General features: G+C 73.2%; 10 protein-coding genes. 5 read left to right on the top strand and 5 right to left on the bottom strand.

The genetic code is table 11. From position 1 onward, the window contains the following. Positions 1-141: 141 nt before the first annotated feature. From OV207_RS33215 to OV207_RS33230, 4 genes are read left to right on the top strand one after another with little or no spacing between them, the layout of a single operon-like run. Positions 142-1,293 (top strand): glycosyltransferase family 4 protein, encoded by a 1,152-nt coding sequence (locus OV207_RS33215; RefSeq protein WP_324291586.1) that lies wholly within the window; start codon positions 142-144, stop codon positions 1,291-1,293. Positions 1,294-1,328: 35 nt separating this feature from the next. Next, positions 1,329-2,453: a glycosyltransferase gene (locus OV207_RS33220; protein ID WP_267559384.1), complete on the top strand. Its 1,125-nt coding sequence runs from the start codon at positions 1,329-1,331 to the stop codon at positions 2,451-2,453. A 14-nt stretch (positions 2,454-2,467) separates the two neighbouring features. Further along, positions 2,468-3,700, top strand: a complete 1,233-nt coding sequence (locus OV207_RS33225; protein WP_267559130.1) for a glycosyltransferase family 4 protein — start codon at positions 2,468-2,470, stop codon at positions 3,698-3,700. Beyond that, positions 3,697-4,848, top strand: a complete 1,152-nt coding sequence (locus tag OV207_RS33230) for a glycosyltransferase family 4 protein (RefSeq protein ID WP_267559131.1) — start codon at positions 3,697-3,699, stop codon at positions 4,846-4,848. The genes OV207_RS33225 and OV207_RS33230 overlap by 4 nt, the downstream gene beginning before the upstream one ends. A gap of 10 nt (positions 4,849-4,858) precedes the next feature. On the opposite strand, the gene OV207_RS33235 is transcribed toward OV207_RS33230, so the two are convergent. Genes OV207_RS33235 through OV207_RS33255 form a run of 5 tightly spaced genes read right to left on the bottom strand, consistent with a single transcriptional unit; the run spans position 4,859 to position 11,984 of the window. Continuing rightward, positions 4,859-5,992: a glycosyltransferase family 4 protein gene (locus OV207_RS33235; protein WP_267559132.1), complete on the bottom strand. Its 1,134-nt coding sequence runs from the start codon at positions 5,990-5,992 to the stop codon at positions 4,859-4,861. Continuing rightward, a complete protein-coding gene (locus tag OV207_RS33240; protein ID WP_267559133.1) occupies positions 5,964-7,418 on the bottom strand; it encodes an O-antigen ligase family protein in 1,455 nt (484 codons plus the stop codon). The genes OV207_RS33235 and OV207_RS33240 overlap by 29 nt, the downstream gene beginning before the upstream one ends. Beyond that, positions 7,415-8,533, bottom strand: coding sequence for a glycosyltransferase family 4 protein (locus OV207_RS33245; protein WP_267559134.1), 1,119 nt, complete (start codon positions 8,531-8,533; stop codon positions 7,415-7,417). The genes OV207_RS33240 and OV207_RS33245 overlap by 4 nt, the downstream gene beginning before the upstream one ends. Before the next feature lie 11 nt (positions 8,534-8,544). Next, a complete protein-coding gene (locus tag OV207_RS33250) occupies positions 8,545-9,723 on the bottom strand; it encodes a glycosyltransferase (RefSeq protein WP_324291591.1) in 1,179 nt (392 codons plus the stop codon). 59 nt (positions 9,724-9,782) lie between these two features. Beyond that, positions 9,783-11,984, bottom strand: a complete 2,202-nt coding sequence (locus tag OV207_RS33255; RefSeq protein WP_267559136.1) for a GumC family protein — start codon at positions 11,982-11,984, stop codon at positions 9,783-9,785. Positions 11,985-12,202: 218 nt separating this feature from the next. On the opposite strand from OV207_RS33255, the gene OV207_RS33260 reads away from it, so the two are divergent. Then, positions 12,203-13,534, top strand: coding sequence for a bifunctional glycosyltransferase/class I SAM-dependent methyltransferase (locus tag OV207_RS33260; protein ID WP_267559137.1), 1,332 nt, complete (start codon positions 12,203-12,205; stop codon positions 13,532-13,534). The last annotated feature ends 6 nt before the right edge of the window (positions 13,535-13,540 follow it).

Here is a 13,540-nt window from a genome sequence, read left to right on the forward strand (position 1 = left end):
GGGAGCAGGAGGAGCCGGATGATAACCCGTGCCCCCGTGGGCGACATGGCTTCCCGCCCGCCACGCGAAGCGGTTAAAAGTCAGCACACCCCACCGGGACGGACCCGGTGTCCTGAACCGCTTCTCCCGGGTGACACCCGCGTGCCTGCCCCCCTCCCCACCTGGCATCTGCTCACGGGCGAGTACCCCCCCATGGCGGGCGGCGTCGCGGACCACTCGCTGCTCATCGCGGAGGCGCTGGTGCGCATGGGCGAGCAGGTCCACGTCTGGGCGCCGGGCCCACCAGGGGTCGTGACGGAGGCCGGGGTGACGGTCCACCGCGCGCCGGGGCGATTCCTACCGGGCGACCTGCGAACTTTGTCGCGCGAACTGGATGCGTGCCCTGGCCCGCGCAGGCTGCTGCTCCAGTACGTGCCGCACGCGCTGGGGCTGAAGGCGATGAACGTCCCGTTCTGCGCGTGGTTCGCCGCGCGAGCGAAGGACGAGCGCCAGGTATTCTTCCATGAGGTCGTCTACCCGTGGAGCCTCCACGCGCCGTGGCGACACCACGTCCTGTCCGCGACCACGCGGGTGATGCTGCGGCTGGTGGCGGAGGCCGCGGACCGTAGCTTCGTCTCCATCCCGAAGTGGGCGGATCACCTGTCGGCCCAGGCCCGGCGGCGCACCGAATGGCGTCCCGTGTACAGCAACCTCCCGACGGAGGCGTCCACCGTGGAGGTGCGCCGGGCGCGGGCCTCCCTGCCCGAGGGGCCGGTGGTGGGCCACTTCGGGACGTACGGCGCGGCCATCGTGGGGCCACTGGAGCCGGTGCTCATCTCCGTGCTGCGCGCGGATCCCCGGCGGCAGGGCTTGCTGCTGGGCCGGGGCAGCCGCGCGTTCATGGAGGCCGTGGCCCACCGGCGTCCGGACGTGGCGGCCCGCCTCCATGCCCGCGACACGCTCTCACCGGAAGAGGCAGCGGCCTTCCTGCGGGCCTGTGACGTGCTGGTGCAACTGTATCCGGATGGCGTCAGCACCCGACGGGGCAGCGCGATGGCGGGGCTCGGGCTGGGAGTCCCCGTGGTCACGAACGCGGGCCACCTCACGGAGCCTCTGTGGCGGGACCTGCTGCCGGTGGCGCTGGTGGAGGGCACGGCACCGTCCGCGCTCGTGGAGGCCACGGAGCACCTGCTCTCGCAGGACGAAGCCCGCCGTGCACTGGGGGACCACGCCGCGCGCATCTACCGCGAGCACTTCGCGCTGGAGCGCACGGTGGAGGCGCTCTTGCGGAAGCCTCCGGGGGGAACGCCGTGAGCGCGCACGCCTCCCCGCCACGGCTGGCCCTCCTGATGGATCCGCGCGAGGAGGGCTGGCCCAGCATGGACCTCGTGGGCGAGGCGTTGCTGGAGCAGTGGTCCGCCCTGCCCCATGAAGTCACCGTCACGGGCCTGCGGCCTCCCATGCCCCACGCCGTGCGCCGCCTGCCTCGCGTGGGCGCGCGCAATGCCGCCTTCAACGCGGACCGCCTGCTCACCCGCTTCGGCCTCTACCCGGCGCGACTGCTGCGGGAGCGCCGCGCGCACGACGCCTTCCACGTCGTGGACCACACGTACGCGCAGCTCGTGCACGCCCTGCCCGCGGAGCGCACCGGCGTCTTCTGCCACGACCTGGACGCCTTCCGCTCCGTGCTGGAGCCGGGACGCGAGCCCCGGCCGGCGTGGTTCCGCCTGATGGCCCGCACCACGCTGAAGGGCCTGGAGCGCGCGGCGGTCGTGTTCCACAGCACGCAGGCGGTGCGCGCGGAGCTGCTCGCGCACGGCGTGGTGCCCGAGGACCGGCTGGTCTGGGCCCCCTACGGCGTGTCCCCCGAGTACCGGGCCGAGCCCGTCCCCGGCGACGCAAGCGACGCCGTGCTCGCGCCGCTCCACGGTCGGCCGTACCTGCTGCACGTGGGCAGCGCCATCCGTCGCAAGCGCCTGGACGTCCTCTTCGAAGTCTTCGCGGCGCTGCGCGCGAAGCATCCGGACCTCCTGTTGCTCCAGCAAGGCGGCGCACTGGATGCGACGCAGCGGGCGCAGGTGCGGCGGCTTGGCCTGAAGGACGCGCTGGTGCAACCGCCGCGACAGGAGCGGCCGACCCTCGCGGGGCTCTATCGACGCGCGAGCGCCGTGCTGGTGCCCAGCGAAGCGGAGGGCTTCGGCCTGCCCGTCATCGAAGCCCTGGCGTGCGGCGCTCCCGTGGTGGCCAGCGACCTGCCGGTGCTGCGCGAGGTAGGCGCCGACGCCTGCACCTACGCTCCGGTGGGCGACGTGGCCGCCTGGACGGACACGGTGGATGCGCTGCTCACCGGCCGCCGCCCCGCCCCCGCGCGCCAGGCACGACACGCTCGCGCGGCCCGCTTCACCTGGAGCGCCCACGCGCGCACCGTGCTGGACGCCTACCTGCGTCAGCTTGACCGCCCCGGACGGGTCTGATTCGGTCGCCCCGCGTGCGCATCCTGTTCCTCAACCCCGTGGGAATCCTGGGCGGTGCCGAACGCGCGCTGCTGGATCTGCTCGCGTGCCTGCGCACGCTGGAGCCGTCCCTGTCGCCGCACCTGCTCGTGGGCACCGAAGGCCCCCTCGTGGAGGCGGCCCGGGCGCTGGGCGTGGAGACCCGCGCGCTGCCCCTTCCACCCGCGCTGTCGGCGCTGGGCGACAGCGGTCTGCGCGGTCAGGGACTCGCGGGAGGCCTGCGCTTCGTCCGCGACTCCGCGCCCGCGGCGCTGCTGCTCGCACGCTACGGCGTCGCCCTGCGGCGGGCGGTGCGCGAAGCGGCCCCGGACCTGCTTCACTCCAATGGCATCAAGACGCACCTGCTGACCGCCGCCACCGCGGGTCTGCCCATGCCGCGCGTCTGGCACGTCCATGACTTCCTGGGCGAGCGTCCCCTCGTGCGGCGCGCGCTGACGGGGCTGCGCCCGCTGGCCTCGGCCGCCATCGCGAACTCGCGGGCCGTGGGTGACGATGCGCGGACGGTGCTCGGCGGCGTGCCGGTGCACGTGGTGCACAACGGCGTGGACACGGAGCACTTCTCCCCGGGCCCCGGTGACGGTGCGCACCTGGACGCGCAGGCCGGGCTGCCCCCGGCGCCCGAAGGCACGCTGCGCGTGGGCCTGGTGGCCACCTACGCGCGCTGGAAGGGACATGACGTCTTCCTGGAGGCCGCCGCACGGCTGACGCGGCAGGCCCCCTCGCTGCCCGTGCGCTTCTACCTGGTGGGCGCGCCCCTCTACCGCACGCCCGACTCACAGTTCACCGACGCGGAGCTGCGCGAACACATCGAACGCCACGGCCTCACCGGACGCGTGGGGCTGGTGCCCTTCCAGTCCGAGCCCGCGCGCGTGTACCGGACCCTGGACGTCTTCGTGCACGCGAGCACCCGCCGCGAACCCTTCGGCCTCACCATCGCGGAGGCGCTCGCCTGCGGGCGGGCCGTCGTCGTGTCCAAGGAGAGTGGCGCGGCGGAGGCGCTGCATGACGGCGAGGACGTGCTGACCATCGCCCCGGGCGACGCACGGGCACTGTCGGACGCGCTGCTGCGCCTGCTCCAGGACGCCCCCTTGCGCGAACGCCTGGCGACAGCGGCCCGGCACACCGCCGTGCGCTGCTTCTCCCGCGAGCGCTACGCCCGGGAGATCCTCGCCGTGTACCGGCGGCTCGTGCCAGGGAGCAACGGGTGATGCGCGTCCGGAAGCTCGTCACCGTCTCGCACTCCTACGTCGTTACGCTCAACCGCCGGCTGGCCAACGAGATGGCACGCGCGGGCGCGGGCCGCTGGGACATCACCGCCGTGGCGCCACGCGCCTTCCACGGAGACCTGAGCCCGCTGGTGCTCCAGCGCGAGCCCGACGAGCCCGTGCGCATCGAAGCCGTGCGCGCCTTCTTCAGCCGCTCCCTGCACGGCTTCGTCTACGGACCGGAGCTGCGCGCGCGGCTGTCGCGAGGGGTGGACCTGGTGCACGCGTGGGAGGAGCCCTATGTGCTGGCGGGCCTGGAGGTGGCCCTGCTGACGCCGCGCCGGGTGCCGCTCGTGTTCTGCACGGCGCAGAACCTGACCAAGCGCTACCCCCCGCCCTTCGCGCAGGCCGAACGCCTCGTCGTGCACCGCGCGGCGGGCTGGGTCGCCTGGGGACAGACGGTGCGGGACACGCTCCAGGCACGGCGCGACTACGCGTCGCGGCCCTCGCGCTTCATCCCCATGGGCGTGGACGTGGAGCAGTTCCAACCGGACGCGGCGGCGGGCGCGGACTTCCGACGGAAGCTCGGGTGGGAGACGCAGGGCCCCCCCGTGGTGGGCTACCTGGGGCGCTTCGTCCCGGAGAAGGGCGTGCGACTCCTGATGGATGCGCTCGATGCCCTGCGCACCCCGTGGAGGGCCCTCTTCGTCGGCGGAGGCCCCATGGAAGCGACGCTGCGCGCATGGGCCTCACACCATGGGGAGCGCGTGCGCATCGTCACCGGCGTGCCGCACGCGGGCGTGCCCCAGGCCCTCAACGCCATGGACGTCCTGTGCGCGCCCAGCCAGACGACGCCCCGGTGGAAGGAGCAGTTCGGCCGCATGCTCGCGGAGGCCTTCGCGTGCGGCGTCCCCGTGCTCGGCAGCGACTCCGGCGAAGTGCCCTTCACCGTGGGCGATGCCGGACAGGTCCTCCCCGAAGCGGACCTCCACGCATGGACCCACGCGCTCGCGACCCTGCTGGAGAACCCGTCCGAGCGTCGGGAGCTGGCCCACCGGGGCCGTGAGCGCGCCCTGTCCCGCTTCGCCTGGCCGGTGGTGGCGCGGGCGCACCTCGACTTCTTCGAGGAAGTGCTCCAGCGCCGGAGCTGAAGCGGAAAGCTCACGCCTCCAGCCGGGCCACCAGCGCTTCCGCCATCGCGTCCCACGTCCAGGCGCGCAGCGTGGAGGACACCGAGGCCACGGCGGGCGCCAGCAGCTCACCCCGGCCTCGCCAGTCCTCCAGGCGCCGCATCAGCTCCCCCGAGTCCTCCGGCGAGTCGAGCAGCAGCCCCTGGAGTTCGGCGGGGTAGCGCTCGGCCACGCCCGCCGAGCGACTCACCAGCGCGGGGATGCCCACGCACAGCGCCTCATGCACGCCCAGGCCGTAGGGCTCGTAGCGGGTGGGCGCCACCAACAGGTCCGCGGCGGCCAGCAGGTGGGGCACGTCCTCGCGGAAGCCCAGGAAGCGCACGCGGTCGCCCAGCCCGCGCAGCCGGGCCTCGCGCTCCCAGGACTCCCGCTGCGCGCCCGCTCCCACCACGCACAGGTCCACGTCCCACGTCTTCAGCGCGCACAGTCGGATCCACGCGTGGAAGAGCGTGTCGAAGCCCTTGCGCTGGTCGCCCAGCGCGCCCACGAACAGCGCCACGCGCCGCTCCTCGGGCCAGCCCAGCCCGGCGCGGGCCTGACGCCGCAGCGCGGGGGACGTGGGCGTGAAGCGCGTGGGGTCGCCGCCCAGGTAGACGACGTGGACGCGCGAGGGCTCCACCCCGGTCGCGGCCAGCAGGTCCTGCCGCGTGCGCTCCGAGTTCGCGATGATGATGCGCGCGGCGCGCAGCGCTCGTTGCTCGCGACGCAGGAACACGCGATGGCTCACGCGGCCCTTGAGCCGACGCAGCGGATGTCCCACGGCCCGCGGCGCATGGGCGCCGTGGACGTAGTGGACCCAGTTGGCCGCGGGCACCACGCAATTGCCCCCGTTGGCCACCACCTGCCCGCCCTCCGCCAGCGTGCGCGAGGCCCAGAAGCGCCCCACCGCGTCGAGCAGCGGCTCGCCCAGCAGGTACGCGTTGGCGGGCTTGGGCACGCGCACGAAGTGCACGTTGGGGTAGCGCAGGAGCGAGTCCTCCACCCGGTGCGCCACCAGCCGCACGGGCCCGCCCCGACGCGCGAGCCAGTCCGCCAGCGCCAGGTTCGCGCGGTCCATGCCCCCGGTGGAGACGAAGTCACCCGCGATGAGCGTGTACGGTCGCATGCCGGTTCCTGTACGCGCTGAAGAACGCCGCGTTGAGCAGCCAGAACTCCATGCCCATCTGGCTCATGAAGAAGGGATAGCTGAAGGTGAAGGCCACCGCGCCCAGGTCATAGGCGAACAACAGGCTGCCCCACAGCCAGAACTCCCCCGCCCGCTCCTCGCGGCGGATGGCCACCCGGAAGCCCCACGCCATCGTCACCAGCAGCGCCAGCGGGTAGCAGAGGATGGCCAGGATGCCGCCGTCGTAGACCCACGCCGTCCACTGGATCTCCGCCCACAGCGGTGGGTGCTCCCGGTTGCTGTTGTCGCCGAAGTAGGCGTTGGCCATGCCGTAGCGGCCCAGCCCCGCGCCCAGCGGATGTTCCGGCAGCCACTCACCGAAGGTGTCGTCGAGGAAGTAGCCCCGGTTGCTCTGGTACACCTGACTGGGGTCGGACGCGGTGAGGGTGCTCCAGCGCGCCAGCACCGCGTCGCCGCCCACCGCGACCGCCCATCCGAAGGCGACCACCGCCAGTCCGCCCACGACACCGCCCAGCACCGCCAGCCGCATCAGCCGGCCGCTCACCATCAGCACCAGTCCCATGGTCACCATGCACACCAGCAGCGTCACCGCCGCCGCGCGCACCTGGCTCAGGTACAGGCTCACCAGCCCCACGCCAATGCCGCTCACGCCCAGCACGCGCTTCCACGAAGCCTGACGGCTCAGGAGCAACGCGCCGCCCAGCAACACCGCGTAGAAGGCGCCGATGGCCGCGCCGCCTGGAATGTCCGTCAGCCCCATGGGCCGGAACACCCGCGCCCCGCTCGCCGTCTCGAACTGGAGGCTGCGCACGTAGCCCTCGCCCTGGCCCTCCACGACCGAGGACAGCGCCGGCTGGAAGCGGCCGGGGAAGTACACCTGCAACACGCCCAGCGTCGCGCTCCCCATGTTGAACAAGAAGAGCAGCAGGACGATGCGCCGGAACATCTTCTCGTCGATGCGCAGCCGGCTCGCCCAGAACAGCGGCGCGAACACGGAGGCCTGGAGGCCCACCTGCGCGACAGCGGCCAGCGGGCTGGAGGTGCCCGGCTGGAAGAAGTTGAGCGCCGTCACGGCCACGTAGGCGAGCAGGAAGGGCATCGCCGGGTGCTTGACGTGACGACCCTTCACCAGCACCAGCAGCGCGAGGCTCGTCCCGAACGCCAGGATGCGGAACACCACGCGCAGCGGCGACAGCGCCTCCATCAGCAGCGCGAGCTGACAGACGAACAGCAGCCCGATGAAGGCCACCACCACGCGGCCGGAGCCCAGGAACCCCGTGGGCGCGGCGGGAGCGGGAACGCCACGCACGGCGGTTTCCGGCGCACGCCGGGAGTACCGCTGGTGCAGCACACCCGGCCCCCGGAGCTGGGGCCGCCCGGACTTCACGGGACGGGCTGGCTTCATGCCCCGGGCTCTCGGGCCACGGAGCGCACCGCCTCCTCCAGCGCGCCCAGGAACACGGACGGCGCGCTCAGGGCCTCCGCCCGCGAAGGGCCTCCGCGTCCCAGCGCCCGCCGCCGCTCCCCGTCCTCGATGAGCCCGCGCAGCGCCAGGGCCTCCATCTTCGGAGGCACCAGCACGCCGCACGACGCGTCGATGATCTCCAGCGGTCCGCCCAGCGAGGTGGTGACCACGGGGAGCCCCGCGTACAGCGCCTCCCCGAACGCGAGGCCGAAGGGCTCCGGCCCGACGTTGGGCTGGCAGTGCACGTCCGCCGCGCGCAGCAGCCGGGGCACGTCCGAGCGCTGCCCCAGGAAGCGCACCCGCGCAGCAAGCCCCAGTTGCGCGGCCTGCGCCTTCAGGCCGCCCTCGTACGCGACCTCCTCCGGACGCTGCGCGCCGCCCGCGAACCACGCCTTCCAGCCCGGCACCCGCCGCAGCCGGCCCAGCGACTCCAGCAGCAGCCGCTGGCCCTTCCACTCCTGCATGCGGCTGGCGTGGACGATGACGACGTCCTCGGAACTCGCGCCCAGCTCGCCCCGGATCGACGCGCGCTCGGAAGCGCTGAGCGCTCCGCCACCTTCCGGCACGGGAGGGTGGAGCACGCGCCACGGCGTGCGCGGATACACCCGGCCCAGCGTGGCCGCGGTGTAGCGGCTGTTGCAGAGCGCCAGCGCCAGCTCGGTGACCCGCGCCCAGCGCTCCACCCAGTGCTCGCCCGTGAGCGCGTCATGCTGGAAGAAGAGCAGCGGCACCCCGGCCGTGCGCACCACCGGCCCGAAGAGCGCCTGCGGCCACGCCGCGTGACACACCACCGCGGAGAACGCCTCGCGCTTCAGCAGCGCCATCAGCGCGCGGCGCGCCTCCCACACCAACCAGGGACGGCTCACCTTCGCGGGCCCCAGCAGGTGCAACGCGGCGCCCGCCTCACGCAGCTCCTGCGCGATGCGGCCCTCGAAGCACAGCGCGAACGCGTGCTCCGCGCCCCTGCCCCGCCGTGCGCCCGCGAGCGCCAGCGTGCGCAGGAACGTCTCGATGCCGCCGTACAGGTTGCCGCTGGACACGTGCAGCACGCGCATGGAGTCGGACCTCAGCCTCCGCCCGCGACGTGCCGGACCGACGCCGGAGGCCGGGCCTCCACCAGGGGCGGGCGTCCCAGCGCTTCCGCGTACAGGTCCAGGCTGCGCGACGCCATCACGTCATGGGCGAACTCCGCCCGCGCGCGCTCCTGCGCGCCCCTGCCCAGCCGCTCGCGCAGCCCGGGCTCCTCCACCAGACGGCGCGCCGCCGCCGCCAGCGCCCGCGCATCCCCCACCGGCACCGTCAGCCCGGTGCGCTCGTGCACGCTCACCCACGCCACGCCCGAGTCCGGGATGGCGGTGTTGAGGACGGGCAGGCCGCTGGCCAGGGCCTCCACCTGCGACAGGCCATACGCCTCGCTGCGCGCGTTGCTCGGGAACCACAGCGCGGTGGCCGCCCGGAACGCGCCCGTGAGCGCCTCCGGCGACAGGTAGCCCGCCCACGTCACGCGGTCCTCGATGCCCAGCGCCCGCGCCCGCTCGCGCCCTTCGGCGGCCAGCGGCCCCTCGCCCACGACGACCAGGCGCCCCGGCGCGTGCACCAGCGCCTCCAGCGCCGTGAACAGGCCCTTGTAGTAGACGAGCCGCCCGACCATCAGCCACAGCGGGCCCCCCGCCGCCTCCGCCGTCCACCGCGCCTGGGCCTCGCGCGCTTCGGCCGAAGGGTGCAGGTACGCGTCCAGCTCGATGCCCAGCGGCAGCACCCGCACCTTGTCCCGGAAGGTGGAGAGCAGCGACGAGCCACGCACGTACGCCTCGCTCGTGGCCAGCAGCCGCGCCGCGCGGGCGTACAGCATCCACTCGAAGGGACGGAAGAGCGCGCCCGCGACCTTCTGGCGGATGATGTCGCTCTGGTGCGTCACCACCACCGCGGGCAGGCGCGGTACGGCGTCCAGCGCCAGCACCATGGAAGGGTTGGGCACGTGCAGGTGCACCACATCCACGCCCCGCGCCAGCGCGCGACGCAGCGCCAGCGGCAGCGCCGGCATCACGTCCATGCGCGCCACGGAGGCCAGCCGCCCCAGCCGCACCACGCGCACCGGGCCGTCCCAGTCCTCGCGCGTGGGGCTGCGGCCGTGGAACTCGTGGCTGGTGCCGGTGCCGTCCACGGAGTGGTTCGCGCACAACACCTCCACCTGCGCGCCCAGCGCGGCCTGCGCGCGCGCCAGCGTCCGCACGTGCGCCTCCATGCCGCCGGAGGCCGGAGGGTAGAACTTCCCCAGGTGCAGCACCCGCAGGCCCGCGGCCCTCACGACGGCGCCACCCCGCCCTTCGCGCCCTTCGGCCCGTCCTGGGTCGGGCCGTAGCCCTGGTAGCCCAGGTACGTGTCGCCGTAGCGCGGCTGACGCAGGTCCACGTCGTTGAGGATGGCGCCGAACATGCGCGCCTGCACGTCCGCCAGCGAGCGCAGGGCGCGCTTCGCGGCCCCCCGGTCCGTCTTGTTCGCCTTGAACACCATCACCACGCCGTCCGCCTGCGTGGCCAGCACCGCCGCGTCCACCACGGCGTTGAGCGGCGGGCTGTCCAGGATGACGCGGTCGAACTTCTCCGACGCCGCGCGCAGCAGGTCCTTGAAGGCGCGCGTGTGCAGCAGCTCCGCCGGGTTCGGCGGCAGCGGACCACACGGCAGCACGAAGAGGTTGGGCACCTCCGTGCTCTTCACCGCCTTGTCCAGCGTGCCCTCGCCCACCACCAGCGAGCTGATGCCCACGTCGTTGGGCACGCCGAACGCGCGGTGCAGCCGGGGCCGGCGCATGTCCGTGTCCAGCAGCAGCACGCGGTTGCCGCTCTGGGCCATGGCCACGCCCAGGTTGATGCAGGTGGTGGACTTGCCCTCCTGGGGACCGCTGGACGTCACCACCAGCGTCTTGAAGGGCTCATCCGGCGACATGAACAGCAGGTTCGTGCGCACCGCGCGGCAGCACTCCGCAACCGCGGAGCGCGGCGCGCGGTGCACGTACAGGTCGCGCTCGCCCTGCTCCCTTCCGCCCTCCATGCGCGGCACCACGCCCAGGAACGCCAGCCCCAGCCCCTCCTCCACGTCCGCCTGCGACGTGACGGTGTTCTCCAGGAACTCCAGCAGCACCGCCGCGCCCAGGCCCAGGAGCAGGCCCATCACCCAGCCCACCATCAGGTTGCGCCGCGTGTGCGGGCGCACCGGCACCAGCGCCGGCCGCGCCGCGTCCAGCACGCGCACGTTGCTCGTGCGCAGCAGGCTGGACAGCTCCACGTCCTTGAGGCGCTTGAGCACGTCCTCGTACCGCCGCTGGTTGTCGTCCGACTCGCGCTGGAGCTGCCCGTACTCGATGGCCTTCTTGTTCACGAGGAAGGCCTCGGCCTTCGTCTCGTCCAGGAGCTTGTTGAGGTTGCGCTCCTCGCCCTTCACCTCCAGCAACTGCAGCTCCGCCGCGCGCACCACGTTGCCCAGGCTCTTGAGCAGGTCCTCGCGCACCACGGCCAGCTTGCGGTTGCACTCCAAGAGCTTCGGGTGCTCCGGCAGGTAGCGCTCGGACAGCTCCGCGCACGCGACCTTCTGCTCGCCGTAGCGCATCCTCATGTCCTGGATGGGCCCATCCTTGGCGCCCGGCACGGCCTCCGCCCACGTCTCGTCGGTGCCGGCGGCCTTGCGCAGCTGGTGGATGGCGTCCACGCGCGCCTGCTGCGCCGCGATGCGCGTGCGCACGTCGGTGAGCTTCAGGTTGTAGGAGTTGATCCGCTCGCTGACGATGGAGAGCCGCGACTCCAGCGACGTGGACAGCATGTCCGCGTCCTTCTTCAAGTCGTAGACGGCCAGCTCGCCGGCCTTCGCCGCGCGGCCCAGTTCGTCCCGGCGGATCTCCAGCCACGTCCGGGCCTCCTCCGTGACGCGCATCTTGAGCGCCTGGTTCTCCGCCATGTACGCGGCGGCCACCTCGTTGGCGAGCAGCGCCGCCCTGGCGGGGTCCACGTCCTCCACCCCGATGTTCATCACCCGCGAGTCCTTGCCGGGCATCACCTGGATGCGCGAGCGCAGCACCCCCACCGCGTCCGCGCCCTGGAGCGCCTGCACGCGCGTCTTCTCATCCTGGTTCTTGGGCAGGCCCAGGAAGTCCGGATCATTGGCCAGCCCCAGCCGGTCCACCACGCGGCTCGACACCGCGCGCGACAGGATGACCTCGCTCTGCGTGCCGGTGTATTCCTTGTTGAACCAGTAGTTGCTGCGCTCCTCCCCCATCACCTCCTTCACCTCGCCGTCCAGGATGCGGGGCGCGGTGACGTCGATGATGAGCGACGTGCTGGCCGCGTAGATGCGCGGCTGCCGCAACGTCCAGGCCGCGGTGAGCGCGGTGACCGCCAGCGCCACCCCCAGCATCACCCAGCGCCTGCGCCACAGCCCCCGCGCCCGGTGCAGCATGCTCGCGGACGTCGCGCCGGGAGCACCCTCGGCCGGGTCCAACACCGTTCCTTCCACGTCGCATCTCTCCAGAGGGGGGCTGCCGCGGGCGGCTTCAGCGGCCCGGCATCCGGACCCCGACCTGCACCCACATCGCACAGGGTGGACAACGAAAGCGAGCGTGCATCGCCCCGGGCGGGTTGTCCATCGCACCGACGCCGCCTGGATGCTCCTCGTCCATCCGGTCCGGGTCGGGAACGCGCGCCCCGCAGGCGCCTGTGGTAGTGAGCCGCACCATGGTTGCAGCCTTCTCCGTGGTCCTCCCCTACACGCCGGCGACCGCCTCCGCGGCGGCCCGGTTCGCCCACGCCCTCGCGGGCCAGGCGCAGGTCGTCCTCGCCGGGGAAGGTCCGGTGGAGGTCTCCCCCGGCCCCAACGTCCACGTCCTCGCGTCGCAGGGAGGCAAGGGAGCGGCCATCCGCGCCGCGCTCCCCCACGTCACCGGCAGCATGACGGTGCTCCAGGATCCGGACGCCGCCTACTCGCCGGACAGCTACGCCGCGCTGGTGCAGCCCCTGCGCGACGACACGGCCGACGCCGTCTTCGGCCGGCGCCCCGGCAACTCCGCGGAGCTGATGGCCGAGCGCGCCCTGGGCGGCATCACCCGCTTCGTCACCGACGTGGCCCTGGCGGATCCGCTCACGGGCCTGCGCGCCTTCCGCACGGACGCGCTGCGCTCCATCCAGCTCACCAGCGACGACGACGCGGTGGACGCGGAGCTGGTGGTGAAGATGGCCGCGCAGCTCTTCCGCCTCACGGAGGTGTCGCTGCCCCCGCTGCAGGCCGTGCCGCGCCGGCCGGCCTCCGCGCACCTGGCCCGCCTGCGCACCCTGGTGCGCTACGCCACCGTGCGCGACGACGCGGACAACCAGCACGAGGGCTACTCCACTCTGGAGCGCATGGACGGCGCCACCCACTACAACCAGTGGCTGGGCCGCCGCTTCCGCGAACACCTGGGCCGCCGCGTGCTGGAGATTGGCGCCGGCATCGGCACCATCACCCGCGAGCTGGAGGCCGGCTGCGACCTGCTCGTCGCGCTGGAGGTGGAGCGCTTCTACGTGGACCGCCTGAAGAACCTCTTCCGCGGCAAGCCCCACGTGCGCCCCTACCTGTCCGACGTGGCGCTCGCGGACTGGGAGTCGCTCCAGGCGGAGGAGCTGGACACCATCGTGCTGTCCAACGTGCTGGAGCACATCCCGGATGACGCGTCCGCGGTGCGCCGCTTCCGCCAAATCCTCCAGCCGGACGGCCGCGTGCTCATCCTCGTGCCGGCGCTGCCGCAGCTCTTCGGCGCCATCGACGAGGCGGTGGGCCACCACCGCCGCTACACGCCCGCGTCGCTGCGCGCGGTGCTGGAGCAGAACGGCTTCCGCGTGGACACGCTGGAGTGGATGAACCTCGTCGGCCTGCCGGGCTGGTTCGTCAACAGCCGCCTGCTGCGCCGCCGCGCGGTGCCCAAGCTCCAGCTGAAGCTCTACGACACGTTCGCGCCCCTGTTCGCCCAGGCTGAACAGCGCGTGAAGCTGCCCGTGGGCATGAGCCTGTTCGCCGTCGGCCGCGCCGTCTGACGCCCC

This window comes from Corallococcus sp. BB11-1 (genome assembly GCF_026626625.1).
GTDB classification, from domain to species: Bacteria; Myxococcota; Myxococcia; order Myxococcales; family Myxococcaceae; genus Corallococcus; species Corallococcus soli.

What these genes read in the sequence shown, in the direction of transcription:
- OV207_RS33235 (WP_267559132.1), bottom strand. Translation starts at nt 5,992, where the DNA reads ATGCGACCGTACACGCTCATCGCGGGTGACTTCGTCTCCACCGGGGGC.
- OV207_RS33250 (WP_324291591.1), bottom strand. Translation starts at nt 9,723, where the DNA reads ATGGAGGCGCACGTGCGGACGCTGGCGCGCGCGCAGGCCGCGCTGGGC.
- OV207_RS33220 (WP_267559384.1), top strand. Translation starts at nt 1,329, where the DNA reads ATGGATCCGCGCGAGGAGGGCTGGCCCAGCATGGACCTCGTGGGCGAG.
- OV207_RS33245 (WP_267559134.1), bottom strand. Translation starts at nt 8,533, where the DNA reads ATGCGCGTGCTGCACGTGTCCAGCGGCAACCTGTACGGCGGCATCGAG.
- OV207_RS33240 (WP_267559133.1), bottom strand. Translation starts at nt 7,418, where the DNA reads ATGAAGCCAGCCCGTCCCGTGAAGTCCGGGCGGCCCCAGCTCCGGGGG.
- OV207_RS33260 (WP_267559137.1), top strand. Translation starts at nt 12,203, where the DNA reads ATGGTTGCAGCCTTCTCCGTGGTCCTCCCCTACACGCCGGCGACCGCC.